20 protein-coding genes are annotated in these 25,529 nt (G+C 63.5%); 11 read left to right on the forward strand and 9 right to left on the reverse strand.

The genetic code is table 11. From position 1 onward, the window contains the following. Positions 1-419: 419 nt before the first annotated feature. A complete protein-coding gene (ycaC, locus tag ACZ5BO_RS24250; RefSeq protein WP_025126349.1) occupies positions 420-1,046 on the reverse strand; it encodes an isochorismate family cysteine hydrolase YcaC in 627 nt (208 codons plus the stop codon). A 147-nt stretch (positions 1,047-1,193) separates the two neighbouring features. Beyond that, the gene (locus ACZ5BO_RS24255; RefSeq protein ID WP_025126348.1) at positions 1,194-2,069 is read right to left on the reverse strand and encodes a pirin family protein; all 876 of its coding nucleotides are present in this window, start codon (positions 2,067-2,069) and stop codon (positions 1,194-1,196) included. Positions 2,070-2,166: 97 nt separating this feature from the next. On the opposite strand from ACZ5BO_RS24255, the gene ACZ5BO_RS24260 reads away from it, so the two are divergent. Continuing rightward, complete coding sequence (locus tag ACZ5BO_RS24260) at positions 2,167-3,075, forward strand: LysR substrate-binding domain-containing protein (protein ID WP_025126347.1); 909 nt, start codon at positions 2,167-2,169, stop codon at positions 3,073-3,075. A 237-nt stretch (positions 3,076-3,312) separates the two neighbouring features. After that, positions 3,313-4,116, forward strand: a complete 804-nt coding sequence (dkgB, locus tag ACZ5BO_RS24265; protein ID WP_025126346.1) for a 2,5-didehydrogluconate reductase DkgB — start codon at positions 3,313-3,315, stop codon at positions 4,114-4,116. 72 nt (positions 4,117-4,188) lie between these two features. Here the strand turns inward: dkgB and ACZ5BO_RS24270 are convergent, their stop codons facing one another. The 5 genes from ACZ5BO_RS24270 to ACZ5BO_RS24290 form a co-directional block, all read right to left on the reverse strand. After that, a complete protein-coding gene (locus ACZ5BO_RS24270; protein ID WP_025126345.1) occupies positions 4,189-4,623 on the reverse strand; it encodes an ANTAR domain-containing protein in 435 nt (144 codons plus the stop codon). A 313-nt stretch (positions 4,624-4,936) separates the two neighbouring features. Next, positions 4,937-5,653, reverse strand: a complete 717-nt coding sequence (locus ACZ5BO_RS24275) for an MgtC/SapB family protein (protein ID WP_025126344.1) — start codon at positions 5,651-5,653, stop codon at positions 4,937-4,939. 427 nt (positions 5,654-6,080) lie between these two features. Further along, entirely contained in the window at positions 6,081-8,846 is a 2,766-nt protein-coding gene (gene mgtA / locus ACZ5BO_RS24280) for a magnesium-translocating P-type ATPase (RefSeq protein ID WP_464696754.1), read from the reverse strand. A gap of 687 nt (positions 8,847-9,533) precedes the next feature. Next, complete coding sequence (locus ACZ5BO_RS24285; protein WP_025126341.1) at positions 9,534-10,871, reverse strand: lysine N(6)-hydroxylase/L-ornithine N(5)-oxygenase family protein; 1,338 nt, start codon at positions 10,869-10,871, stop codon at positions 9,534-9,536. A gap of 148 nt (positions 10,872-11,019) precedes the next feature. Continuing rightward, positions 11,020-11,502 carry a sigma-70 family RNA polymerase sigma factor gene (locus tag ACZ5BO_RS24290; RefSeq protein WP_025126340.1) on the reverse strand — a complete coding sequence of 161 codons (483 nt, stop codon included), beginning with the start codon at positions 11,500-11,502 and terminating at the stop codon, positions 11,020-11,022. A gap of 327 nt (positions 11,503-11,829) precedes the next feature. On the opposite strand from ACZ5BO_RS24290, the gene ACZ5BO_RS24295 reads away from it, so the two are divergent. From ACZ5BO_RS24295 to ACZ5BO_RS24315, 5 genes are all read left to right on the forward strand, one after another. Next, positions 11,830-13,002 (forward strand): efflux RND transporter periplasmic adaptor subunit, encoded by a 1,173-nt coding sequence (locus tag ACZ5BO_RS24295; protein ID WP_025126339.1) that lies wholly within the window; start codon positions 11,830-11,832, stop codon positions 13,000-13,002. Further along, positions 13,003-14,976 carry a MacB family efflux pump subunit gene (locus ACZ5BO_RS24300; protein ID WP_464696755.1) on the forward strand — a complete coding sequence of 658 codons (1,974 nt, stop codon included), beginning with the start codon at positions 13,003-13,005 and terminating at the stop codon, positions 14,974-14,976. Between the two features lie 7 nt (positions 14,977-14,983). Then, positions 14,984-16,375, forward strand: coding sequence for an efflux transporter outer membrane subunit (locus ACZ5BO_RS24305; protein ID WP_464696756.1), 1,392 nt, complete (start codon positions 14,984-14,986; stop codon positions 16,373-16,375). Positions 16,376-16,475: 100 nt separating this feature from the next. Further along, positions 16,476-16,775, forward strand: coding sequence for a hypothetical protein (locus ACZ5BO_RS24310; protein WP_464696757.1), 300 nt, complete (start codon positions 16,476-16,478; stop codon positions 16,773-16,775). A gap of 18 nt (positions 16,776-16,793) precedes the next feature. After that, entirely contained in the window at positions 16,794-17,231 is a 438-nt protein-coding gene (locus ACZ5BO_RS24315; RefSeq protein ID WP_464696758.1) for an SMI1/KNR4 family protein, read from the forward strand. A gap of 10 nt (positions 17,232-17,241) precedes the next feature. Here ACZ5BO_RS24315 and pvdP read toward each other — a convergent pair whose 3' ends face one another. Further along, positions 17,242-18,870, reverse strand: a complete 1,629-nt coding sequence (gene pvdP, locus ACZ5BO_RS24320; RefSeq protein WP_025126334.1) for a pyoverdine maturation tyrosinase PvdP — start codon at positions 18,868-18,870, stop codon at positions 17,242-17,244. A 207-nt stretch (positions 18,871-19,077) separates the two neighbouring features. Here pvdP and pvdM point away from each other — a divergent pair, with 207 nt between their 5' ends. The 3 genes from pvdM to pvdO are packed head-to-tail and all read left to right on the forward strand — an operon-like array spanning position 19,078 to position 22,712. Further along, entirely contained in the window at positions 19,078-20,451 is a 1,374-nt protein-coding gene (gene pvdM, locus ACZ5BO_RS24325; RefSeq protein WP_025126333.1) for a pyoverdine-tailoring dipeptidase-like protein PvdM, read from the forward strand. A gap of 21 nt (positions 20,452-20,472) precedes the next feature. Continuing rightward, positions 20,473-21,771 carry a pyoverdine-tailoring periplasmic protein PvdN gene (gene pvdN / locus ACZ5BO_RS24330; protein ID WP_464696759.1) on the forward strand — a complete coding sequence of 433 codons (1,299 nt, stop codon included), beginning with the start codon at positions 20,473-20,475 and terminating at the stop codon, positions 21,769-21,771. A 47-nt stretch (positions 21,772-21,818) separates the two neighbouring features. Next, positions 21,819-22,712 carry a dihydropyoverdine dehydrogenase gene (pvdO, locus tag ACZ5BO_RS24335; RefSeq protein WP_464696760.1) on the forward strand — a complete coding sequence of 298 codons (894 nt, stop codon included), beginning with the start codon at positions 21,819-21,821 and terminating at the stop codon, positions 22,710-22,712. A 54-nt stretch (positions 22,713-22,766) separates the two neighbouring features. Here pvdO and ACZ5BO_RS24340 read toward each other — a convergent pair whose 3' ends face one another. Beyond that, a complete protein-coding gene (locus ACZ5BO_RS24340) occupies positions 22,767-23,630 on the reverse strand; it encodes a formyltransferase family protein (RefSeq protein ID WP_025126330.1) in 864 nt (287 codons plus the stop codon). Positions 23,631-23,839: 209 nt separating this feature from the next. Between ACZ5BO_RS24340 and ACZ5BO_RS24345 the strand changes: the two genes are divergently transcribed. Then, positions 23,840-25,492 (forward strand): cyclic peptide export ABC transporter, encoded by a 1,653-nt coding sequence (locus tag ACZ5BO_RS24345; RefSeq protein ID WP_025126329.1) that lies wholly within the window; start codon positions 23,840-23,842, stop codon positions 25,490-25,492. The last annotated feature ends 37 nt before the right edge of the window (positions 25,493-25,529 follow it).

The raw sequence follows: 25,529 nt of genomic DNA on the forward strand, positions 1-25,529 counted from the left end.
GGCAAGACGAGGGCAGCAAGATCGCACAGAAGATGCAGAAGCAGGTATAGCTGGAAAAGACAAAAAACGGCGCGCGGCGTCATGCCGATCAGGCCTGCACCTGGGGAGTGGCAAGTCAGCGGTGGCGGTTGGACTGCCAGCCCTTGGACGGGGTGGGCGGATCAACCCGAGGGGTGCCTGAAAACCGGCCTGCTGCGCAGGCAAGCTCCCTCGCCACACATGGCCTGGTGGGCCTGGGACCGGGCGGGGCATCAGCGCTGTCCGCTGTCACCTGAACAGGCATCGGCGCGCTGCGGCTGCCAGTTGCCCTCAGGGGCGGCTGAACCAGCCTCGGGCGTTGCATGCGCTGGCCGATGGCGTCTGCGGTAGGACGCAACGCCGGCAAAGAGAGGCGGCGCCGGGTGGCGCCGCCGCGGGGGTCACTTGCCCTGGGTCAGGGTGTTGTAGCTGGTCATCAGGTTGCGATAGTCGGGGATGTGGTTGGAGAACAGCGTGCCCAGGCCTTCGATGTCGTTGCGCCAGTCGCGGTGCAACTCGCAGGCCAGGCCGAACCAGGTCATCAGCTGGGCACCGGCATTGGACATGCGGTTCCAGGCCGAGTCGCGGGTCAGTTCGTTGAAGGTGCCGGACGCGTCGGTGACCACGAACACCTCAAAGCCTTCTTCCAGGGCCGAAAGCGCCGGGAACGCGACGCACACTTCGGTGACCACGCCGGCAATGATCAATTGCTTCTTGCCGGTGGCCTTGATCGCCTTGACGAAGTCCTCGTTGTCCCAGGCATTGATCTGGCCCGGACGGGCAATGTATGGCGCGTCCGGGAACAGTGCCTTGAGTTCCGGCACCAGCGGGCCGTTGGGGCCGGTTTCGAAACTGGTGGTGAGGATGGTCGGCAGCTTGAAGTACTTGGCCAGGTCGGCCAGGGCCAGGACGTTGTTCTTGAAGCGATCGGGCTCGATGTCCCGCACCAGCGACAGCAGGCCGGCCTGATGGTCTACCAGCAGAACGGCAGCGTTGTCCTTGTCGAGACGTTTGTAGGCAGTAGTCATGGTGAAGTCCTCGCTAATGATCGATGCCGGATGACCCGGCTTGAGTGAAACCCGTTGCACGCGCCGCCGGGGTGACGGCAGGCGCCTGGGTGTAGCGCACGACCCGCACAGACTAGTTGCCCGTGCGCACCGCGCAAGCGCTGGCGGTCAGTGACCGCCGGCGTCCATCTGGCCGAAGCGTCCCGATTGGAAATCGACAAAGGCCTGATGAATCTCCTCTTCGCTGTTCATCACGAACGGGCCGTGGCCGACGATGGGTTCGTCGATCGGCTCGCCGCTGAGCAACAGCACAATCGCGTCGTTGTTGGCTTCCAGGCTGATACGCTCACCGTCCCTGGCCAGCAACGCCAGCTGGCCTTCACGCACCGGTTCCAGGCCATTGACCTGTACCGTGCCACGCAACACTACCAACGCGGTGTTACGCCCCGACTGCAGTTCCAGGTCCAGGTGCTTGCCGGCCTGCAGGCGGATGTCCCAGACGTCGATCGGGGTGAAGGTGCGGGCCGGGCCGGTATGGCCGCCGAACGAGCCGGCGATCAGACGCAGGCTGCCAGCGTTGCCCGGCAACGGCAGCTGTGGAATGTCCGCCGCGAGCAGGGTCTGGTAGCCAGGGGCCGCCAGTTTGTCCCGGGCCGGCAGGTTGACCCACAGCTGGACCATTTCCAGATTGCCGCCACGCTTGGCGAACTCCGCGGAATGAAACTCCTCGTGGAGAATCCCCGAGGCCGCGGTCATCCACTGCACGTCGCCCGGGCCGATCTTGCCGCCGCTGCCGGTGGAATCGCGGTGCTCCACTTCACCGTCGTAGACGATGGTCACGGTCTCGAAGCCGCGATGAGGGTGCTGGCCCACCCCGCGCCGGGCGCTGGTGGGGCTGAACTGCGTGGGGCCGGCGTGATCCAGGAGCAGGAACGGGCTGATGTGCTGGCCCAGGTTGTCGTAGGAAAACAGGGTACGGACCGGGAAGCCGTCGCCCACCCAATGGGCCCGTGGACTGGTGTAGATGCCGATGATGTCTTTCATGTCGTCCTCCAGAACTTTCTGATGGACACACCTTAAAACCCAGACCTTTGCCGCGCTAGACTGCAAAAATCGCCCTTAGCGTTCTATTTGGAGAACGATCTTGGAAGACCTGAACACCCTCTACTACTTCACCCAGGTGGTGGAACACCGAGGATTCGCCGCCGCCGGACGGGCCCTGGACATGCCCAAGTCCAAGCTCAGCCGGCGGATTTCCCAGCTCGAGGAGCGCCTGGGGGTGCGCCTGATCCACCGCACCAGCCGCCACTGTTCACTGACCGAAATCGGTCAGGAGTACTACCAGCGCTGCCTGGCCATGCGCATCGAGGCCGAAAGCGCAGCGGAGGTCATCGAGCGCAATCGCTCCGAACCCCAAGGGCTGGTGCGCATTGCCTGCCCCACGGCCCTGCTCAACTCCTGGGTCGGGCCGATGCTCACCCGCTTCATGCTCAAGTACCCCTTGGTGGAGCTGTTCATCGAGAGCACCAACCGCCGGGTCGACCTGATCCACGAAGGCTTCGACCTTGCCTTGCGAGTGCGCTTCCCGCCCCTGGAAAACACCGACCTGGTGATGAAGGTGCTGGGCAACAGCACCCAGTGCCTGGTGGGGCATCCGGACTTTCTCCAGCGCCTGTCGCGCCCCGCGTCGCCGGCCGACCTCAGCGGCCTGCCGAGCCTGCACTGGGGCGCCGCGCAGCGCGATTACCAGTGGCAACTGCTGGGCCCCGATGACGCCGAGGCGCAGATCCGCCATCACCCGCGGATGGTCACTGACGACCTGCTGGCCCTGCGTTGCGCGGTGCTGGCAGGGATCGGCATCGCCCACCTGCCCAAGGTGGTGGTGCGCGAAGACCTGGACGCCGGACGCCTGCACGAACTGGTGCCCGGCTGGGCACCGCGCTGCGGAATCGTCCACGCCATCTTCCCCTCGCGTCGAGGCTTGCTGCCCTCGGTGCGCAGCCTGATCGACTTTCTCGGCGAGGAATTCAGCCACAGCGACATGGCCTGACGGCTGAGTTTCGCGGCCCCACAGCTCCGGGCCCTGGGCCGCACCTGCTTGCCGGAGGGGTGCAGGGCCCGTCCACAGCTGGGCCGCCAGGCGATAGCGCAGCAACCCGGGCAACACCCCCGCGCCCTCGGGGATTCGTGACCGGCGGGCAATATTCCTTTGTCCACCTGGCGGTTTTTCTCCAGGGCCCGGATGCGGATACTCGCGGCCAATCCCACTGCATCCTCGGAGTTGACCATGCCTGTACCCGCTTTTGGCCTCGGCACTTTTCGCCTGCAGGGCCAGGTGCTCATCGATTCCCTGAGCACCGCCCTGGAGCTGGGCTATCGCGCCATCGACACGGCGCAGATCTACGACAACGAAGCCGAGGTCGGCGAGACTGTCGCCGCCAGCGGCATTCCCCGTGACGAGCTGTTCATCACCAGCAAGGTCTGGATCGCCAACCTGTCCCGGGAGCGCTTGATCCCCAGCCTCAAGGACAGCCTGCGCAAGCTGCGCACCGACTACCTGGACCTGGCCCTGATCCATTGGCCGTCACCGGACAAGCAAGTGCCGGTGGCAGAGTTCATGGAAGCCCTGCTGGAGGCCAAGACCCAAGGCTTGACCCGGCAGATCGGGGTGTCGAACTTCAATAATGGGCTGCTGCAGGAAGCCATCGAAGTGGTCGGCGCCGGGCAGATCGCCACCCATCAGGTGGAGCTGCACCCCTACCTGCAGAACCGCAAGGTGGTGGAGTTCGCCCGGAGCCAGGGTATCCACATCACCTCCTACATGACCCTGGCCTACGGCGAGGTGCTCAATGATCCGCTGATCAAGGCCATCGCCCACGCCCACCAGGCCACCGCGGCGCAGGTGGTACTGGCCTGGGCCATGCAATCGAAGTATGCGGTGATTCCGTCCTCGACCCGTCGCGCCAACTTGCAGGGCAACCTGCTGGCCTGTGACCTCAACCTGAGTGCCAGCGAGTTGCAGTCCATCGCCGGCCTCGAGCGCGGCCAGCGCCTGACCAGTCCGGCGGGCATCGCCCCGCAATGGGACTGAAGGGTCGTTGCCGGTGGCAGAACGCACAACGGCATCCCAGGGGATGCCGTTGTGCGTGCAGGGCCGGATCGATCAATTGGTACTGGCACTCCAGCCGCCCGGCTGCAGGTCCGGCCGGGGCGCTTGGAACAGCGGTGGATCGACGAAGAGCATCAGGCGCTTGATCACTTCGCGGTCGGGAAACTCGGCACGACAGGCCTGGATCTTGTGCCGCCGACTGCTGGGAATGGCTGAAAACTGCTGGCTGTCGTAGATCAGCGTGTAGTCGATCTGCGGGTTGTCCACACAGAATGCCAACAGGTCAAAACCGCTTGGCGTGGCCAAGGTGCCGTTGATGATCAGCAGGTCGAACGGGTCGCAGCCGTAATCCACCAGCGTCAGCAGTTCATCGAGTCGATGCACCGGCGCAATGCGGTAGTAGTTCAGTTGGTTCAGTGCTCGCTCGATCTGCATTCGATGAAAATGCTGATCATCGGCAATCAATATTCGCAGCGCTCTGTTGGACATATCTCTGATCCTGCTCATGGCACTCGACCCGTGAATACAGGCCTGGGTGCCTGGATCGGTAAAGCCTAAGGAAGTGTCTGGAGGTTTTCTCCAGGATTGCTCTGAAACCACTTCAAGGGTGGTCTCGAAGCCATCTTTGGGTACACATCAACAGGCCACGCCGACAGGCCTGTGAAGCTTTTTGCAGACTGCACACTACGATAATCGTCACCCGGTTTTTTTGCAGCGCGACAAGGGAGTGAATGTTCTCGTTGTCTTGTAAGGTCTTTCCCAGGCAAACCAAGGTGTATCTCATGCCCGCCTGCTGCGGTGCTCATTCAGTGGTGCTCGGGCTCCAGAAGGCCTGCTGCACCAGTGGCGAGGTGGACAGCCGCGCCACCAGGGCATCCAGTTCGTCACCGTCCACCGAGGTGGTGGCCAGGGTCGCCTCGATCTCCACCTCGTCATTGCCAAAGGCGTGCACGTCGACGTCGCTGGCGGGGTAGTTGCTGTGCTCCAGCTCTGCCTCCAGCAAGGCGAATACGGCTTTCTGTTTCGAGCGGTGGGCAATCACATAGACGATGTTGGTGACCTCGGCGGAGACCACGTCCAGGGGCTGGCGGTTGATGTTGTTGACGATGGGCCGCAGCAGGGTATTGGCCGCCAGCACGAACAGGGTGCCCAGCAGCGCCTCGAGGATCAGGTCGGCCCCCGCGCAGGCGCCCACCGCCGCCGAAGCCCAAAGCGTGGCAGCGGTGTTCAAGCCACGGACATTGCCCTCCTCACGCATGATCACCCCGGCACCGAGAAAGCCGATGCCCGAGACCACGTAGGCCACCACCCGCACCGCGCCCTCGGCCCCGCCCAGGCGGTTGGCCATGTCGACGAAGATCGCCGCCCCCACCGCCACCAGCACGTTAGTGCGCAGGCCCGCGGTGCGTTGGCGGTACTGGCGCTCGAAGCCGATCAGGCCGCCGAGGATAAAGGCCGCGCTGAGGCTGACCAGGGTATCGATCAGCGAATCCAGGTTGATGTTGTGCAGGGCTTGCATGGCGAAGATCCTTGAGCGGGGCGATATAGATGACACCCAGGGACTTTAGCAGCGGTCTGTGAAGGTCTCATGGCCCGCTGTAGGAGCCTAATGCTTTTCACTTAACAAAAAACGGCGCTTCCACGAGATAAGGATGCGCCGTTTTTCTTGGGCTTCGCTGCCGACCCGAGCGAGAAACTCTTCGTTCAGCAGCTTAAGAGAACAGCATTACGCCGTAGGAGCCGGCTTGCCGGCGAAGGGGCCGGTGAGGATCCCTTCGCCAGGAGGGTGATGTTGGCTGGCAGGGAAGCGGTCGCCTGCGGGGCAGTTTTTGCTGGTGAAAAAATTTGTCTGCTAGGTCGCTGTTGCTGGCGAAAAGCTTTGTCTGCGAGGTAGAGGTTGCTGGCAGAAAAGCTTCGCCAGCAAGCTGGCTCCTACAGGGGCAGCATTATTGCCAACCAAAACGCCGTACGTAGTAACCCTTGACTGCCTGGGTCAGGGCCATGTAGGCCAGCAGGATCAACGGCAGGAACACGAAGTACAGCGACGGCAGCGCCTGCAGCTTGAAGTAGTGCGCCAGCGGGCCCATGGGCAGGAAGATCCCCACCGCCATGATGATTGCGGTCATCACCATCAGCGGCATGGCCGCGCGGCTCTGCAGGAAGGGAATCTTCGGCGTGCGGATCATGTGCACGATCAGGGTCTGGGTCAGCAATCCCACCACGAACCAGCCGGACTGGAACAGGGTCTGGTGGTCCGGGGTATTGGCGTCGAACACGTACCACATCAGGGCAAAGGTGGTGATGTCGAAGATCGAGCTGATGGGCCCGAAGAACAGCATGAAACGTCCTACATCCGCCGGCTGCCAGCGCTGGGGCTTTTTCAGCATCTCCTCGTCGACGTTATCGAAGGGAATGGCGATCTGGGAAATGTCGTACAGCAGGTTCTGCACCAGCAGGTGCATCGGCAGCATCGGCAGGAACGGAATGAAAGCACTGGCCACCAGCACCGAGAACACGTTGCCGAAGTTCGAGCTGGCGGTCATCTTGATGTACTTGAGCATGTTGGCGAAGGTCCGGCGCCCTTCCAGCACGCCCTCCTCCAGCACCATCAGGCTCTTTTCCAGAATGATGATGTCCGCCGCTTCCTTGGCGATGTCCACCGCGCTGTCCACGGAAATGCCGATGTCGGCGGTGCGTAGCGCCGGGGCATCGTTGATGCCGTCGCCCATGAAGCCCACCACATGGCCATTGGCCTTGAGCAGGCGCACGATGCGCTCCTTGTGGGTCGGGGTCAGCTTGGCGAAGACATTGGTGGTCTCCACGGCCTTGGCCAGCTGTGTGTCGCTCATGCGCTCGATGTCGTTGCCCATCAGCAGGCCCTGTTGCTCCAGGCCCACCTCGCGGCAGATCTTCGCCGTCACCAGTTCGTTGTCGCCGGTCAGCACCTTGACCGCCACCCCGTGTTCGGCCAGGGCCCGGAGGGCCGGTGCGGTGCTTTCCTTGGGCGGATCGAGGAACGCCACGTAACCGATCAGGGTCAGCTCGCGCTCATCCGCCAGGCTGTAGGTGTCACGCCCTTCGATCATCGACCGCGCGGCCACCGCCACCACCCGCAAGCCTTCTTCGTTGAGGTCGGCCGTGACCTGGCGAATCCGCGCCAGCAAAGGTTCGGTCAGGGTTTCCTCGGCCTCGCCATGGCGCACGTTGCGGCACACCGCCAGCACTTCTTCCACGGCGCCCTTGCAGATCAGCAGGTGCGGCCGGTCCTGTTCCGCCACCACCACCGACATGCGCCGGCGGGTGAAATCGAACGGAATTTCATCGACCTTCTGGAACGCGGTGCCGACCTTGAGTTCGCGGTGCACCTCGACGTGTTCCAGCACCGCCACGTCCAGCAGGTTCTTCAGTCCGGTCTGGTAGTAGCTGTTGAGGTAGGCCATCTCCAGCACGTCATCGGAATCCTCGCCCCAGACGTCCACGTGCCGCGCCAGGAAGATCTTGTCCTGGGTCAGGGTGCCGGTCTTGTCGGTGCACAGCACGTCCATGGCGCCGAAGTTCTGGATCGCGTCCAGGCGCTTGACGATGACCTTCTTGCGCGACAGGAACACCGCGCCCTTGGCCAGGGTCGAGGTGACGATCATCGGCAGCATTTCCGGGGTCAGGCCGACGGCGATCGACAGCGCGAACAGCAGCGCCTCCATCCAGTCGCCCTTGGTGAAGCCGTTGATGAACAGCACCAGCGGGGCCATGACGAACATGAAGCGGATCAGCAGCCAGCTGACCTTGTTGACCCCGCTCTGGAACGAGGTCGGCGCACGATCGGTGGCGCTGACCCGTTGCGCCAGGGCGCCAAAGTAGGTGCTGTTGCCGGTGGTCAGGATCACCGCCGTGGCAGAGCCGGACACCACGTTGGTGCCCATGAACAGGATGTTGTCCAGGTCCAGGGGGTTGCTGGTGTCGGCGTCCTGCTGGCGGGGGAATTTCTCCACCGGCATCGACTCACCGGTCATCGCCGCCTGGCTGACGAACAGGTCCTTGGCGCTCAGTACCCGGCAGTCGGCGGGAATCATGTCGCCGGCCGAGAGCACGATCAGGTCGCCGGGCACCAGTTGCTTGATCGGCAACTCGATGCGCTGGGCGCCCCGGGCCTCGGCAGCCGCCCCCAGCAAGCGGCCGAGCATGGGCGCCGCCTGGGCCGGCGAGCCCGGACGCATCACCGTCGCGGTGTTGCTGACCATGGCCTTGAGGGCGTCGGCGGCCTTGTTCGACTTGGCCTCCTGCCAGAAACGCAGCAGGGTCGAGAGCACCACCATGGAGAAGATCACGGTGGCGGCCTTCATGTCCTCGGTCAGCCAGGAGATCACCGCCAGCAGGGTCAGCAGCAGATTGAAGGGGTTCTTGTAGCAGTGCCACAGGTGGGTCCACCAGGGCAGGGCCTGTTCGTGCTCGACCTCGTTGAGGCCATGCCGCTCACGCAGGGTCTGGGCTTCCTGGTCGCTCAGGCCATCGGTGTGGCTGCCGAGCTGGTCCAGCAACTGGCTGGCATCGCTGTTGGCGGCGGCCACCAGGGTTTGCGCCAGGGTCGGCGGCACGTCGCGATTGACGCTGGCGTCATTGAAGCTTTCCAGCAGGGCCAGGCGACGGAAGTGCCGGGCGAAGTGCCGGGTCCGCAGGAAACCGGCAAAGAACTCTTTGAGCAGGGTGAGCTTCATGGTGATGACTCCTACACAACCGGCCTGTGCAATGGCACATGGGGCGAGCGTGTTGAAACGAAACAGTCAGGGTAGTTGTACAGCAGGAGCGTGCAGGGCTTGCGCCCGAAGCAATCGCACCGTCAGTGACGGAAGGTGTTGCGGGCGATGGTGACGCTGGCTGATGTATCCCATGGCTGTTCCCCGGACGGACGGCGTTGGCAATCCCGCAGGCAGGTACGGCCGGACGTCGCGCGAAGGTCATGAACCCTCACGCAGGCCAGGCCCGCCGGTCCCAGGGACCGGCGCGTCGGAGCCGCCACGATGCGCCACAAGGGCCGGATCGGGCAGAAATCAGAGTCAAGAGAAGTGACGTCGGAAGGCGAGCCACCCAGGCCCGCGATCGGGATGCCGCATCTCGCTGGTCGGCGAGACAACGGCAGGAAAAGGCTGCGCGTTATCTTGCCGGGACGGCGCCGGTCATGAGAACCGGCCGACTCCTGTCACTCGAACAAGTACCCACAACGGGCCTCCACTGATTGAAAACGGGCGCAGCTTACGCCGCACTATTTGCAGAGTAAACCGGGGAAAAACCTTGGCCTGGGGAATTGAAAAGTTCTTCAGCCAAGGTTCAGGAAGGGGGTAGAACATGACACTTTCATGGCATTGGCCGCCGCTGCCGCAGGCGTCTGCGGCAGCGGCGGGTGATCAACTGGCAGTGGCCAGCAGCACGTCGCGCACTGAGCGGCTGTGGCCGCGAGTCTTGCCGTGTTCGTAGAGCGACGCGGCAATCTCCTCGGCCCGAATCGGCAGCACTGACAGCAGGGTATCGCTCAGGCCGTGGCTGGCCTGGCTGAAGCCCTGCAGGTAGATGCCCGCTTTGCAGCGATCATCAGTCAACAGACGATAATTGCGATCAACCTCAAAGTCGCCCAGGTAGGTTTCCAGCGGTGCCAGCAGCTCACGGTGCAGGTTGCGTTCGTAACCGGTGGCCAGGACCACAGCGTCGTAGTGGCGTACTTCGCGCTCGCCGCTGGCGCTGTTGCGCAGGATCAGCTCGATCCCCAGGTCGGTGGCGGTGGCCTTTTCCACGGTGGTCATGGTGCGGAAGGTGTGACGGGCGATGCCCGAGACTTTCTGTCGGTAGAAAATTCCGTAGATGCGTTCGATCAGGTCGATATCCACCACCGAGTAATTGGTGTTCTGGTACTCGCTGACCAGACGCTCACGCTCCCCGCCGTTCTGCTGGAACACCAGGTCAGTGAAGGCTGGAGAAAACACTTCATTGACGAAAGGGCTGTCGTCGGCTGGCTTGAGTGCCGAGCCACGCATGATGATGTCGGCCTGCACCGACGGGTAGCTGTCGTTAAGGTCGATGAAGGCCTCCGCCGCACTTTGCCCACCGCCGATGATAGCGATGTTCATCGGCTTGCCGTTGGCACATGCCTGCTGGGTCATGCGCTCCAGGTACTGGGAATGATGGAACACCCGCGGATCGTTCCTCAGCCCCTTGAATGTCTCAGGCACCCGTGGCGTGCCGCCGGCGCTGACCACTACCGAACGAGCGGTGCGCACGAACTCGGTGCCCTGGGTATCCCGGGAGGTCACACGCAACGCTTCGACCTGCTGGTTGTGCAGCACCGGCTCGATGCTCAGCACTTCTTCGCCATAACGGCTGTGCTCCTGGAAATGCCCGGCCACCCAGCGCAAGTAGTCGTTGAACTCCATGCGGCACGGATAGAAGGTACCCAGGTTGATGAAATCCACCAGGCGCCCGTGGTGCTTGAGATAGTTGACGAAGGAATAGGGGCTGGTGGGATTGCGCAGGGTCACCAGGTCCTTGAGGAAGGAAATCTGCAACTCGCTCTGGGCCACCAGAGTGTTGCCGTGCCATCGATAATCCGCCTGTTTGTCGAGAAACAGCGCGTCCAGTGGACCGTGCTCCTGCCCGCGCTCTTCCAGCGCAATGGCCAGCGCCAGGTTCGAGGGGCCGAAACCGATACCGATCAAATCGTGAACGTTGGCCGATGCAATTGCCTGTGTCATTTCCAGTGTCCTCTGGATAAGCCGCCTCAACGCGGGGAAAAAGTGTCACGGTGACCCGACTGGCCAATGCAGGACAGCAAGTCGTCTGTTGAGTAGGGACGAGGACAATGAAAAAAAATTTAACTAAATAAGTCTCAGTACCAGGGCTTCAGTGCCCATCCCACTGACGCAGGCGGACCCGGCAATGCTTCATCGCATTGACGATGTGTTTCTCCACCAGGCTGCGGGAAATCCCCAGTTGCTCGGCGATCTGCGGGTGGGACAGGCCTTCGAGCTTGCGCAGCAAAAAGCTCTCGCGGCACAACCGTGGCAACTCCGCCAGGGCCCGCTGCAGCATGTCCAGGCGCTGGCGGTGATCCAGGCTGGTTTGCGGCGAGGGATTGAAATAGCGCTCTTCGCTGTCCAGCACCTCAAGGGGCTCGGACTGGCGCAGGGCATTGCGTCGATGGCCATCGATCACCAGGTTCAGCGCCGTGCGATAGAGAAATGCCCGCGGCTGCTCGATGGGGGTGTCGCTGGAACGCTCCAGAACCCGCACGTAAGCATCGTGCACCACGTCCTCGGCCACCTGGCGATTGCCCAGCTTGGCATTGAGGAAGCACATCAGCTCGCGATAGTAACTTTCCAACATGGCTCCCGATCGCCGAAGGGAGGCGATTCTGTCCTTGAGCAAGACCGACGGCTGCCGGTTGGGCCCGGTAAATCAATGATGGCAGTTTAGAAGTGGCGTAATTTATAGTAATTCTCATATAGATTTAAAGTACCGCAGTGTCGCGGTGGGTTTATTTTCAGTCTTGCGACAGCTGTTACGCCATGTGTCGACCGTTAAATTCACCCTGCGGCATCTCGTTTACCTGACAGCTCCCCGTCTCTGCCGTTCCTGCGGCAGCTCCATGCCTCGTCGCCTTGCGCGCGCCGGCTGCAGCGACGGGCCGATATCTCCTGGCCGGAACCCTGCATGAAACGTCCTCGAACAACCCGACGCGCCCTGCTTGGCGCCTTATGTCTGATCCCTGTTGTGGCCATCACGGCCTGGAAATTCATCCCCGCCGGTCGCGATCAATTCGCCACGGTGCAGGTCAGCCGGGGCGATATAGAGAGCAGCGTCACGGCCCTGGGCACCTTGCAACCGCGGCGTTATGTGGATGTCGGCGCCCAGGCGTCCGGGCAGATCCGCAAGATCCATGTGGAAGCCGGCGACACGGTAAAGGAAGGCCAGTTGCTGGTGGAGATCGACCCCGCCACCCAGCAGGCGAAGCTCGACGCCAGCCGCTTCTCCATCGAGAACCTGCAGGCCCAGTTGCAGGAGCAGTACGCGCAGAACCAGTTGGCCCGGCAGAAATACCAGCGCCAGCAGAACCTTGCCGCCGGCGGCGCCACCCGCGAGGAAGACGTGCAGACCGCCCAGGCGGAACTCAAGGCCACCCAGGCGCGGATCGACATGTACAAGGCGCAGATCCGCCAGGCCCAGGCCAGCCTGCGCAGCGACCAGGCGGAGCTGGGCTACACCCGCATCTACGCGCCGATGAGCGGCACCGTAGTGGCCGTCGACGCCCGCGAAGGCCAGACCCTCAATGCCCAGCAGCAGACCCCGCTGATCCTGCGGATCGCCAAACTGTCGCCGATGACCGTGTGGGCCGAGGTGTCGGAAGCCGACATCGGTCACGTCAAGCCCGGCATGACCGCCTACTTCACCACCCTAAGCGGCGGCAACCGGCGCTGGACCAGTACCGTGCGCCAGATCCTGCCGATCCCGCCCAAGCCCCTCAATGAAACCAGCCAGGGTGGCGGCAGCCCCGCCAGCACCAGCAAGAGCGGCAGCGGCCGAGTGGTGCTCTACACCGTGCTGCTGGATGTGGACAATGCCGACAACGCCCTAATGGCGGAAATGACCACCCAGGTGTTCTTCGTCGCCAGCCAGGCGAAGAACGTTCTCACCGCGCCCATCGCCGCCCTGCAAGGCAGCAGTGCACCGGATCGGCAGACCGCCCGGGTAGTGGCCAAGAACGGCTCGATCGATGAGCGCGAAGTGCGGGTCGGCATCAGCGACCGCCTGCGCATCCAGGTAATGGACGGGTTGAACGAAGGCGATCACTTGCTGATCGGCCCCGCCAACAGCAGCGGGGGCTGAATGCAGACTCCGCTGATCGACCTCAGGAACATCCGCAAATCCTACGGCGGTGGCGACACCCCGCAAGTCGACGTCCTGCGGGGCATCGACCTGTCGATCCATGCCGGGGAATTCGTCGCCATCGTCGGCGCCTCGGGGTCCGGCAAGTCGACCCTGATGAACATCCTCGGCTGCCTCGACCGTCCCACTTCGGGCGAGTACCTGTTCGCCGGGGAGAACGTCGCCCACCTGGACAGCGACGAGTTGGCCTGGCTGCGCCGCGAGGCCTTCGGCTTCGTGTTCCAGGGCTACCACCTGATCCCTTCCGGCTCAGCCCAGGAAAACGTCGAGATGCCGGCCATCTACGCCGGCACCCCGGCCGCCGAACGCCACGCCCGCGCCGCCGCCCTGCTGGACCGCCTGGGCCTGGCCAGCCGCAGCGGCAACCGCCCGCATCAACTGTCCGGCGGTCAGCAGCAGCGGGTGTCCATTGCCCGCGCCCTGATGAACGGCGGCCATATCATCCTCGCCGACGAACCTACCGGCGCCCTGGACAGCCACAGCGGCGCCGAAGTCATGGCCCTGCTGGACGAACTGGCCAGCCAGGGCCACGTGGTGATCCTCATCACCCACGACCGCGAAGTCGCGGCCCGCGCCAAGCGCATCATCGAGATCCGTGACGGCGAGATCATCAGCGACACCGCCGACAGTGACCCCTCGGTGCAACTGAGTGCCAATGCCGGCGCCCTGCAAGCCGTGGACTTGCGCCAGCGCCTGGCCGACGGCAGCGAAGCCACCGGGGCCTGGAAAGGCGAGTTGCTGGAGGCGATCCAGGCCGCCTGGCGGGTGATGTGGATCAACCGTTTCCGCACCGCCCTGACCCTCCTGGGCATCGTCATCGGCGTGGCCTCGGTGGTGGTAATGCTGGCAGTGGGCGAAGGCAGCAAGCGCCAGGTGATGGCGCAGATGGGGGCGTTTGGTTCGAACATCATTTACCTGAGCGGCTATTCACCCAACCCGCGCACCCCAGAAGGCATTGTCACCCTCGACGACGTCGCCGCCCTGGCCAACCTGCCCCAGGTGAAACGCATCATGGCCGTCAACGGCGCCAAGGCCGGGGTGCGTTTCGGCAACGCCGACTACATGAGCTACGTGGGCGGCAACGACACCAACTTCCCGGAGATCTTCAACTGGCCCGTGGCCCAGGGCAGCTATTTCAGCGAAGCCGACGAACGCACGGCAGCAGCAGTGGCGGTGATCGGCCACAAGGTCCGGGAAAAGCTCCTCAAGGACGTGGTCAATCCCATCGGCCAGTACATCCTCATCGAAAACGTGCCATTCCAGGTGGTCGGCGTGCTCTCGGAAAAAGGCGCCAGTTCCGGCGACAGCGACAGTGACGACCGCATCGCCGTGCCCTACTCCGCCGCCAGCATCCGCCTGTTCGGCGACCACAACCCGCAGTACGTGGCGATCGCCGCCGCCGATGCCAGCCGGGTCAAGCAGACCGAACAGGAGATTGATGAGCTGATGCTGCGCATGCACGGCGGCAAGCGCGATTTCGAACTGACCAACAACGCCGCGATGATCCAGGCCGAGGCTCGCACCCAGAACACCCTGTCGCTGATGCTCGGCGCCATCGCCGCGATCTCACTGCTGGTAGGTGGCATCGGGGTCATGAACATCATGCTCATGACCGTGCGCGAGCGGACCCGGGAAATCGGTATCCGCATGGCTACCGGTGCCCGCCAGCGTGACATCCTGCGTCAGTTCCTCACCGAAGCAGTGATGCTTTCGGTGGTCGGCGGCCTGGCTGGCATCGGCGTGGCCCTGATCATCGGCGGCATCCTGATCCTCAGCGAAGTGGCGGTGGCCTTCTCCCTGGCGGCAGTGCTCGGCGCCTTCGGCTGCGCCCTGGTCACCGGCGTCATCTTCGGCTTCATGCCGGCCCGCAAAGCTGCCCGGCTCGACCCGGTCACGGCCCTTACCAGTGAATGATCGATCTATGAAAGTGCACCTGACCCTCCTGGCCGCCAGCGTCTTGCTGGCAGCCTGCAGCAGCCCCGCGCCGCGCCCGAAAAGTGGCCTGCAAGCACCGGCGGCCTGGCACTCTCCCGCCAGCCAAGGCACCCGGCAGCAGGACCTGCGCTGGTGGACCCGTTTCGGCAGCCCGGAGCTGGACCAACTGATCGCCGAAGCCCGGGCCGGCAGCCACGATCTGGCCGCCGCCATGGCCCGGGTCCGCCAGGCCCAGGCCAGCGCCATCGTGGCCGGGGCGCCGCTGCTGCCCAACGTCAATGGCACCTTCAACGCCAGCCGCAGAAAACAGATGCGCGGCAACAACTCCAGCCAGCTCGATTCCAGCAGCAACAGCAAGGTCACAAACTCGTTCGACGCAGGCCTGAGCGCCACCTATGAAGTCGACTTCTGGGGCGGCCGCCACGCTGCCTACGACAGCGCCCTGCTAGGCGTCCAGGCCAGCGAGTTCGACCAGGCCACCGTTGAGCTGACCCTGCTCAGCGGCGTGGCCAACAGCTATGCCCAGGTCCTGTCCCTGCGTGAACAGTTGCGTATCGCCGAACTCAACCTGGCCAATGCACAGAACGTGCTGCAACTGGTGCAGACCCGCTACGACTCCGGCTCGGCCACCGCCCTGGAACTGGCCCAGCAGAAAAGCCTGGTGGCCGCTCAGCAGCGCCAGGTGCCGCTGGTGCAACAGCAGGCCGAAGAGGCACAGATCACCCTGGCCACGCTGCTCGGCCGGCCAGTGCAAAGCCTGACTCTGAGCAACCAGCCCTTTGCCCAATTGAACTGGCCGACCATCGATGCCGGGGTACCCAGCGAGCTGCTGGCCCGGCGCCCCGATATCGCTGGCGCCGAGGCCCGGCTGGCCGCAGCACAAGCTGACGTCAAAGTGGCGCGAGCGGCGATGCTGCCGACCCTGACCCTGACCGCCAGCCTGGGCTCGGGCGCCGACAAGCTGGGCGACGTCTTGCGCAACCCCTTCTACAACCTCGCCTCCGGCCTGGTGGCGCCGATCTTCAACAACGGACGTCTAGGCGCTGAACGGGACAGGGCCACGGCGCGCCAGCAAGAGCTGCTGGAGACTTATCGCGGGACGATCATCAATGGTTTTGCCGATGTCGAGAAAGCCCTCAACAGCATTCGCGGCCTGGACCAGCAGCGCCAGTGGCAGGGCGAAGAGCTGAACCAGGCGCAGCGTGCCTTCGAGATCGCCCAGAGCCGCTATCAGGCCGGCGCCGAAGACCTGCTGACCGTCCTGGAAACCCAGCGCACCCTGTACACCGCCCAGGACCAGAACGTGCAACTGCGGCTGTCGCGCCTGCAGTCGAGCATTGCCCTGTACAAGGCCCTGGGGGGCGGCTGGAGCCACTGACACGGCGGGAGTGGCCGGCCCGGTCACTCCCGCACCCGGCGCAGCGGTCGAGCATGAAATCGCTTAGAATCCCCTCCTGCCCCACCGCCAACAGAACCCCATGCCCCTCGAAAATGCGCCGCACGACCCACTGACAGAGCTCCTGGCCCTGCTGCGCAAGGTCTACCCCGACGGGCTCGACAAACGTGACTACAAGTGCCTTCTGGTGCTGCTGTACCCGCACTTGTGCGACCGCAATTTGGCGCAGCTGATAGCGCAGTTCACCCACAGGGACGCGGACCTCATTCTCAACGACCTCTACGCTGCCGTGACCGGCCAGCCGCCGCCCGCCGCAGAGCTGGAAGCGTTGCAGGCACTACTGGAGCGGCACGGCGCCCGGACCATCCTGACGGACGACTGACTGCGCAAGGAGCAAACAATGAACATCGAGGACTTCAAGCAACTGCTGGAGGCGCGCAAGCGCAGCCATCCGATCTGGTTCGAACTGCCGTCGGACCGCCTTGCCAGCCAGGCCCAGGTCCTGGAGGCGCAGCAGGCCTTGGGGCTGCAACTGCCAGCCGATTACACCTGGTTCCTCAAGGAGTGCGGCGGCGGCTACTTTGCCCTGGCCATGCTCTACTCACTGGACAGCAGCAGTGATTTCCACCTGGTGAAGATCAACCGGGCCCACCCGGCCATCACCGGCCGTCACCTGCTGTTTTCAGAGAACGGTTGTGGTGACTTCTACGGGTTCAGGATCGAGAACCGGCACTGCCTGGCACCGGTCGAGTTTTTCGACCACAGCTGCGGGCAATGGCAAACCAGCCGATACAACGGGCTCTTGAGCTTTCTCGCCGAAGTGGCCCTGAGTAACTGAATCCCCCGCCTTACAGCTTCAAGTGCTGGGCATACCAGGGCCGCCGCGGTGCCCGCTTGAGCAGATCTGGCACCTCTTCGTCGCGGCTCAGGGCGATGCGCAAGGCCAGCTTCATGACCTCCTGATCCATCTCCAGGGACATTTCTCCCGGGGCATTGCCCAGGGGGCCGCAGCCATGGGTCGAGGCCCCCAACCACGGGTCGTCAATCTCGACCCAGCGCCCGGGGGCGAACCAGGGCACGCCATTGACCTCGCGGTGCAACACTTCTCCTGGGTGGTAGCGCTCATGGGCACGGAACCAGTCGTCGATACGGTCGTCGATCCAGCCATGGAATTTCCAGAACATCGGATGCACGTGGGACGAGAAGGGATCGCCGAGAAAGTCATTCTGCGGCTGGTACCAGCGCCCGGCGAAGTCCGAGGACAGGCGCGCCTCCATCACCGGCATGCCGTTGGAGGGATCGCGGGCGACATCGGCCCAGCGCATGTGCAGCCAGTCGTGCAGGCCCAGCTCGACCTCCGAGCCGAACTGGCCCAGGGTCAGGCGGCTGAGGTACTCGGGGTCCTGGTACTGCGATTCCCAGACCTGGAAGTTGCCATAGAACGCCGCATCGCTTTTCAGCCCGTGCAGCCATTGGGTGAACTCTTCATCGTCGTCGGCCACCCAGGCCGGCGGCACCGAACAGCCGTCATGGTTTTCGTAATAGCGGATAAAGGCCTGCCGGTCCTGTTCAAGACGGGCGCAGGGCAACGGCAGTTGGTGCCAGGACACCAGGTCCGGCTGCAGTGAGCGGGCATGCAGCAGCATGTGCCGGTGCATGAACAGGAAGTCGATGCCCGAGGCATTGCGATGCTTGCGCCGCCCACGGGCGTCGCGCTCGTGCTTGACCGGCCCCGGCTGCCAGCCGAGCCCCCGCAGGCTGTTGCGCTTGTCCTTGGGCAGGGAATGCCAACGGTCCCGCGAGGCATGCCAGAGCTGGTGGAACAGGCGGTGCTGGGGCGATACCAGCCACGCCAGCAAGGCAGGGCTCAGCCCGCTCTGGTCCCGGGCGGCTGGAAAGGTCCGCTTGCGCGCCACGAAACGTGCCGCGGATACCGGCGCCAGCGGCGAGGCCTGCAATGAATACAGGCTGCCACTGAGGGTGCCGCTGCCGGCATTGCCCCAACTGGCCCAGACCTCATCAAGCACCACCTGGCATTCATGACTGGGGGCGCCGGCGATCCGGCCACCGGCAAACAGGCGCCAACGCAGCTTGGCGGCGTCCACCGACGCCAGGTCGCCCTGCACCAGGAACTCCACCGGGCCGTCGCCGCGCAGACTCTGCGCACGCCCCAGCACGCCACGCAAGCCGCGCCCCGTGGGGCCGGCATCCAGCAGCAGTTCACACCCTTTACGAGGCAAGGACTGCGGTCCGTTGGCGTCCAGGAACTCGATATCCCAGATGCCTCGCAGGTGATCGGCAAGGCGTACACCAGGGTCCAGGGCCACCTCCAGCTTGGCTTCCCCGGGGGTGATCTCCTGCTCTTCCTTGCGCCGAACATCCTGACGCAGCAACTCCTTCTGGGTGTAGAACGCCACAGGGATAGCCGCTCCCGTCACCGCCAGACCGGTCAAAAATCCTCTTCTCGAAAACCTCATCGCTCTACCTTTATCCAGTGGCGCGTCACGCATCTAGCTAGAACGTTGGATTTGCAGGGAAATTTACCGGCCAGCGATTCCCGGAACGCTAAATTTGCTCTCGGCCAGCTCGTTTATCGCGGATAGATGTGCACAAAAGGTCGGACCCGGCAGCACTGAACCCCAGGGCCCGACCCCGTCATCAGCCCGCCTGCGACTGGGATAGCAATGATCAAAATATCTGGTAAGAAAACCCTCTATCTGAGCCTGCTGATACTTATCGTCGCCGCCCTCGGTGTCGGTGCCGGCGCAGCCTGGCACTACTACTGGAAGGACCGGGTGTCCTATCCCAACGAGATCGTCAAGCACGCCAACGACCTGCAAGAGCGCATCATTTCCTTCGACAGCCACATTACCGTGCCCCTGGATTTCGGCACCGAAGGCAGCGAAGCGGACAAGGACACCTCGCGCCAGTTCGACCTGGTCAAGGCCGGGCGCGGGCGCATGTCCGGCGCCGCCCTGAGCATTCTGGCCTGGCCGGAAATGTGGAACGGCGCCAACGCACCGCACCGCCCCACCGCCGGCTTCGTCGAGGAATCACGCCATCAACGCGAGACCCGTTACCGGATCATCCAGGGCATGGTGCGTGACTTCCCCAACCAGGTCGCGATTGCCTACACCCCCGCCGACCTGCGCCGCATTGCGTCCGAAGGCAAGGTGGCGGTGGTCATCAGCCTGCTCAATGCCTACGCCATGGGCGACGACCTGGACCAGCTGGACCAATGGGCCGCCCGGGGCATGCGCCTGTTCGGCTTCAGCTATGTCGGCAACAACGACTGGGCCGACTCGTCGCGCCCGCTGCCCTTCTTCAACGACACCCGTGACGCCCTCGGCGGTCTTTCGCCCATCGGCAAGCAGGCGGTGCAGCGGCTCAACGACCTGGGGGTGGTGATCGACGTCTCGCAGATGTCGAGCAAGGCCCTGGACGATGTTGCGAGCCTGACCCGGGCGCCAGTGGTGGCTTCCCACTCCGCCCCCAGGGCGCTGGTGGATATCCCGCGCAATCTCAGCGACCAGGAAATGCAACAGATCAAGGCCACCGGCGGGGTGATCCAGGTCGTGGGCTTCTCCACCTACCTGCGCCCCCTCAGCCAGCCGACCCTGGACAAGCTCAATGCCTTGCGCAAGCGCTTCGACCTCGGGCCGCTGCAAGGCCTGGAGAACGCCCTGATGCCCGGTGACGCGGTGATCACCATCTGGCCGGAACAGCGCTTTGGCGAATACGCCAGCTCCCTGTACGGCATCCTCGATGAAGAGCCCAAGGCCAGTCTCAAGGACTTTGTCGACGCCATCGACTACACGGTGAAGAAGGTCGGCATCGACCACGTCGGCATCAGCTCGGACTTCAACGAGGGCGGTGGCGTCAACGGCTGGATGAGCGTGGCGGACAACCGCAACGTCACCGCCGAGCTGATCCAGCGTGGCTACAGCGACATCGAGATCGCCAAGCTCTGGGGCGAGAACTATCTACGCGTCTGGGAACAGGTGCAAAAACTGGCCAAGCCTGCCAAACCCGCCCCTCAACCTGCCGTAGCGGGCTAACCCATGACCATGAGCCTTCCTGTGACCAATCGCCGGACCTTCCTCAAACAAGCAGGCCTGTTGGCCGCCGCTCTGCCCCTGAGCAATCTGGCCATCAGCCAGGCCCAGGCCGGCAGCACCACGACCACCAGCACCTCGCAATGGACGCAGTTGCGCCAATTGTTCGACCTGGACCCGGACTACGTGCACCTGGCCAACTTCCTGATCACCTCGCACCCGAGGCCGGTGCGCGAGGCCATCGAGAAGTACCGGGCGGTGCTCGATCGCAACCCGGCCATGGCCATGGACTATGACACCCAGTACACCTGGCAGCGCGAGGCCCAGGTGCGCGAAAGCGTCGGTCGCTACCTGCAGATCAAACCCGCCCAGGTGGCGTTGACCGGCAGCACCACCGAAGGCCTGGCCTTGATGTATGGCGGTATTCACGTGCGCCCCGGGCAGGAGATCCTGACCACGGTTCACGAGCACTATTCGACCCGCAACGCGCTGAAGTACCGCACCCAGCGCGACGGCACCCAGGTGCGCACCATCGAACTGTTCAAGTCGCCCCACCGGGTGTCCACCGACGAAGTGCTGGGCAACATCGACCGCAGCATCCGCGCCAACACCCGGGTACTGGGCATGACCTGGGTGCAGTCGGGCAGCGGCGTGAAGCTGCCGATCGGCGAGATCGGCAAGCTGGTGGACCAGCACAACCGCAATCGCGATGAAAAGGAGCGGATTCTCTACTGTGTCGATGGCGTGCACGGGCTGGGGGTGGAAGACATCACCTTCACCGATCTGAACTGCGACTTCTTCGTCGCCGGCACCCACAAATGGATGTTCGGCCCCAGGGGTACCGGGATCTTCTGCTCGCGCTCGGAACAACTCGAACACCTGACGCCGATGGTGGCGACCTTCTCCGAAAACCAGGACTTCGCCACCACCATGACCCCCGGCGGCTACCACAGCTTCGAGCACCGCTGGGCCGTGGACCAGGCCTTCGACCTGCACATGCAGCTGGGCAAGGCCAACGTCCAGTCGCGCATCCACGAACTCAACAGCTACCTCAAGCAGCGCCTGCAGGAACACCCGGGCATCGAACTGGTCACGCCCCTGAGCCCGGAGCATTCCGCCGGCTTCACCTTCTTCCGCGGCCAGAACCTGGACACCGACGCCACCGCCGCCTGGCTGATCGAGAACCGCATCCTGGTGGACGCGGTGGACCGCGATGCCGGGCCGGTGGTGCGCATGGCCCCCGGCCTGCTCAACAGCGAGGCGGATATCGACCGGACCATGGACCTGCTGGGCAAGCGCCTGCGCAGCAGCAAGACCGCCTGAACCGTTGCCACGCCCCCAGATCTCACATTGCACAAGGCTATTGACTGATGAAACCCGTCGCCTATTCCTCCCTGGCCGCCCTGGCCGGTTGCCTGATCAGCCTCAACGCCCACGCGGTAGAACCGCCCAAGCCCGGCAGCGTGTTCAAGGACTGCAAGAATTGCCCGGAAATGGTAGTCCTGCCTGCCGGCAGCTTTGTCATGGGCACCCCGGAAGACGAAGTGGGCCGCGAGCCTGATGAAGGCCCGCAGCACACCGTGACCTTCCAGAAAGCCTTCGCCATGAGCCGCTTCCACGTGACCGCCGCCGAGCTGGACGCCTACATCCGCGAAACCGGCACCGTGATCAAGGACGGCGACGACCGCCCCGGCCGCCTGTGCCAGGCCAGCAAGCCCCGCTATGAACAGGGGCCGCGCCAGCCGGCGGTCTGCGTCGACTACGCCGATGTGCAGGCCTATGCCCAGTGGCTGTCGAAGAAGACCGGCAAGCACTACCGCATGGTCAGCGAGGCGGAACGCGAATATGCCGCACGCGCCGGCAGCACCGGCTCCTTCCCCTTCCCTTTCGATGAAGAAGGCCAGTACCAGATCACTAAGCACGCCAACACCTACGGCCCCAAGGACGGCTTCAGCTTCACTGCCCCGGTGGGCAGCTATCCACCCAATGCCTTCGGCATGTATGACATGCACGGCAACGTCTATGAATGGGTCGCCGACTGCTGGCACCCCGACTACGTGGGCGCACCTGCCGATGGCCGGGCCTGGATGGAAGAGTCGCAAGGGGTATGCCTGGACGCCCAGATCCGTGGCAACGACTGGGGCGAGGCGCCGGTATTCTCGCGTTCGGGCAACCGCAACAGCCGCAAGCGCGAAGTGCGCGGGGACTGGCTGAGCTTTCGGGTCGTGCGCGAGCTGGAACAGCCAGGCGCCAGCCACAAGTAAACACCCCGATGAACAGCGGCCCGGCGCAACAAACGCACCGGGCCACTGGCAGTATCAGGCGACGTCCCGGGCTTTTCCGGCCTGAGCCTGGCGAAGGTTCTCCAGCATCAGCCACAGGCCCTGGCGCAAGGCCGGGAACAGGCTGTTGTTGAAGTTGTTCCAACGCAGTTCGAGGATGGTGTCCTCGGGGCCGATTTCGGTGTTGAGCACATCATGCAGCACCTCGCCGGAGTCGATACCGTTGTCCACGTAGTGGAACGAGGCACCGGTCAGGTATAGCGGAGCGGTCGGTACGGTTTCCTTCGTCGCCCAATCCACTACTTTCTGTCCACGAGCACCGTACAGGGCATTCCAGGTGGCATAGGCGCCGCGACGCTCATAGGGCGATTCGATGCGGGTGATGCCCGGATGGATGTTCATGATCCGCCGGGCGAAAGGCGCTCCCGGGCGCACCAGCTCATCGAGGATCACCAGCAGGCCGTCGAGCACCACGATATCGGCTTTGAGCTCCACTAGAGTGTCGTGCAGGCGGCGTTCGAAATCCTGCTTGCCGGCGACGTGCTCGGCACTGCCGCGGGGATGGCGGCGATAGGTGGACGGCACGCTCAGCAGCAAGTCGTTGACCCGCTTGCCCTGCACTTCCAGGTCCGCCGGGTACAGCCACTGGCGGCCCGGCTGGTAGGCAAAGCCGTAGTCGCTTACCAACTGCTGGTCCCGTGGCGACTGCTCGTCATCGTCGTAGACCACGCCCACCAGTTCGTAGGCCTCGCCCAACGGCGTCTGATTCAGCGTCTGAACCAGAAATTCCAGCACCGATTTCATATAGCGCTCGTGGTCCTTGTAGGCCACCGGCTGCCCGGCCTTGTCGGCGGCGGCATTTCGCAGGGACCAGACATACACCAGATTCTTCTTTGTCATTTGCTCGCTCTCGCTCATTGGTTCAGGCACTGCGTCGATACACGTGCGCCCACAAAACAAGAACGAAGCAGGGGGCAGCCGATTTATCACCATGGCGCATTGATCATCGAGACATGGCAGGCGGCGCTAAATACTCGCTTCAGCGTTTCGTTTGTCATGGGTAAGGGTCTGTGTGCCACGACCCCCTATTCACTTTCCGGGAAGTATCTATGACCGACCCCAAGCGCGGTGCATTTCGCGAACTGCTCGCATTACTCAAGCCCTTTCGCACCATCGTGATTGTCTCGGTAACCCTGGGCATGGCCGGCGGCCTGGCCATTACCCTGTTGCTGGCCACTATCAACAACGCGCTGCACTCACAGACTGGCATGACCCAGGGAGTAGTCCTGACATTCGCCGCCCTGTGCCTGCTGGCTCTGACCAGCGCGATCGTTTCGGATATCGGTACCAACTACGTGGGTCAAAGGATCATTGCCGCTCTGCGCAAGGACCTCGGCGCCAAGGTGCTCTCGGCCCCCATCACACAGATCGAACGCTATCGCTCCCACCGCCTGATCCCGGTGCTGACCCACGACGTCGACACCATCAGCGACTTCTCCTTCGCCTTCACTCCTCTAGCCATCGCCACCACCGTAACCCTGGGCTGCCTGGGTTACCTGGCGTACCTGTCGGTACCGATGTTCCTGATGATGGTGGTGGCAATCATCATCGGCACCAGCGTGCAGCTGGTGGCCGGCGGCAAGGGTATCAGGGGCTTCGACGAGGCCCGTGACCATGAAGACGAACTGCAGCGCTACTACAACGCCATCGCCTCTGGCGCGAAGGAACTGCGAATCCATCGGCCCCGACGTTTCCGGATGAATACCCAGCGCATTCAGGAAACCGCGGACCGCATCAGTGATATCCAGGTGCGCTCGGTGAACACCTACATCCTGGCCAAGAGCTTCGGTTCAATGCTGTTCTTCGTGGTCATCGGCCTGGCCCTGGCCATGCAGGCCTACTACCCGAACCCGGACCCCGCAGTGATCACTGGCTTCGTGCTGGTGCTGCTGTACATGAAAGGCCCCCTGGAACACGTGGTTGGCTACCTGCCGATCATCGGCAAGGCAAAGATCGCCTTCGCCCGCATCAGCGAACTGTCTGAACGCTTCTCCTCTCCCGAGCCGCATCTGTTGATGGACGACAGCGAAGCGCCGCAGATGACAGTGCACAGCCTGGAGTTAAAAGGTGTGAGCTATAGCCCTCCGGCGGTTGAGGGCAGCGAACCGTTTCACCTGGGCCCGATCAACCTGAGTATCAAGCAAGGCGATATCGTCTTCATCGTTGGCGAGAACGGCTGCGGCAAGACCACCCTGATCAAGCTGCTGCTGGGCCTGTATCAACCCCAATCGGGGGAAATCCGTCTCAATGGCGAAACCGTGACCGACCGGGTTCGCGACGATTATCGACAACTGTTCACCACAGTGTTCGCCGACTACTACCTGTTCGATGACCTGGTCCAGGGCAGTGCCGGCAAGTCACTCGATGTCGCTGCCCAGTACCTCGACCGCCTGGAGATCGCCCATAAGGTCAGCGTCAAGGATGGCGCCTTCACCACCACTGACCTGTCCACTGGTCAGCGCAAGCGCCTGGCGCTGGTCAATGCCTGGCTTGAAGAGCGCCCGGTGTTGGTATTTGACGAGTGGGCTGCGGATCAAGACCCGGCCTTCCGGCGAATTTTCTATACCGAACTGCTGCCGGACCTCAAACGCTTGGGCAAGACCATCATCGTCATCAGCCACGACGATCGTTATTTCGACATCGCCGACCAACTGGTACGCCTGCGCGCTGGCAAGGTCGTGCAGGAGATGGAACCGGCGTAAATATTTCCGGTTTATGGCAACTGGTGCGTCATACAGA

The organism is Pseudomonas sp. FFPRI_1 (genome assembly GCF_055384485.1).

What these genes read in the sequence shown, in the direction of transcription:
- pvdP (WP_025126334.1), bottom strand. Translation starts at nt 18,870, where the DNA reads ATGAGGTTTTCGAGAAGAGGATTTTTGACCGGTCTGGCGGTGACGGGA.
- ACZ5BO_RS24295 (WP_025126339.1), top strand. Translation starts at nt 11,830, where the DNA reads ATGAAACGTCCTCGAACAACCCGACGCGCCCTGCTTGGCGCCTTATGT.
- ACZ5BO_RS24305 (WP_464696756.1), top strand. Translation starts at nt 14,984, where the DNA reads ATGAAAGTGCACCTGACCCTCCTGGCCGCCAGCGTCTTGCTGGCAGCC.
- ACZ5BO_RS24310 (WP_464696757.1), top strand. Translation starts at nt 16,476, where the DNA reads ATGCCCCTCGAAAATGCGCCGCACGACCCACTGACAGAGCTCCTGGCC.
- ACZ5BO_RS24300 (WP_464696755.1), top strand. Translation starts at nt 13,003, where the DNA reads ATGCAGACTCCGCTGATCGACCTCAGGAACATCCGCAAATCCTACGGC.
- dkgB (WP_025126346.1), top strand. Translation starts at nt 3,313, where the DNA reads ATGCCTGTACCCGCTTTTGGCCTCGGCACTTTTCGCCTGCAGGGCCAG.
- ACZ5BO_RS24275 (WP_025126344.1), bottom strand. Translation starts at nt 5,653, where the DNA reads ATGCAAGCCCTGCACAACATCAACCTGGATTCGCTGATCGATACCCTG.
- ACZ5BO_RS24315 (WP_464696758.1), top strand. Translation starts at nt 16,794, where the DNA reads ATGAACATCGAGGACTTCAAGCAACTGCTGGAGGCGCGCAAGCGCAGC.
- pvdM (WP_025126333.1), top strand. Translation starts at nt 19,078, where the DNA reads ATGATCAAAATATCTGGTAAGAAAACCCTCTATCTGAGCCTGCTGATA.
- pvdO (WP_464696760.1), top strand. Translation starts at nt 21,819, where the DNA reads ATGAAACCCGTCGCCTATTCCTCCCTGGCCGCCCTGGCCGGTTGCCTG.
- ycaC (WP_025126349.1), bottom strand. Translation starts at nt 1,046, where the DNA reads ATGACTACTGCCTACAAACGTCTCGACAAGGACAACGCTGCCGTTCTG.
- ACZ5BO_RS24340 (WP_025126330.1), bottom strand. Translation starts at nt 23,630, where the DNA reads ATGACAAAGAAGAATCTGGTGTATGTCTGGTCCCTGCGAAATGCCGCC.
- ACZ5BO_RS24270 (WP_025126345.1), bottom strand. Translation starts at nt 4,623, where the DNA reads ATGTCCAACAGAGCGCTGCGAATATTGATTGCCGATGATCAGCATTTT.
- ACZ5BO_RS24290 (WP_025126340.1), bottom strand. Translation starts at nt 11,502, where the DNA reads ATGTTGGAAAGTTACTATCGCGAGCTGATGTGCTTCCTCAATGCCAAG.
- ACZ5BO_RS24285 (WP_025126341.1), bottom strand. Translation starts at nt 10,871, where the DNA reads ATGACACAGGCAATTGCATCGGCCAACGTTCACGATTTGATCGGTATC.
- ACZ5BO_RS24255 (WP_025126348.1), bottom strand. Translation starts at nt 2,069, where the DNA reads ATGAAAGACATCATCGGCATCTACACCAGTCCACGGGCCCATTGGGTG.
- mgtA (WP_464696754.1), bottom strand. Translation starts at nt 8,846, where the DNA reads ATGAAGCTCACCCTGCTCAAAGAGTTCTTTGCCGGTTTCCTGCGGACC.
- ACZ5BO_RS24345 (WP_025126329.1), top strand. Translation starts at nt 23,840, where the DNA reads ATGACCGACCCCAAGCGCGGTGCATTTCGCGAACTGCTCGCATTACTC.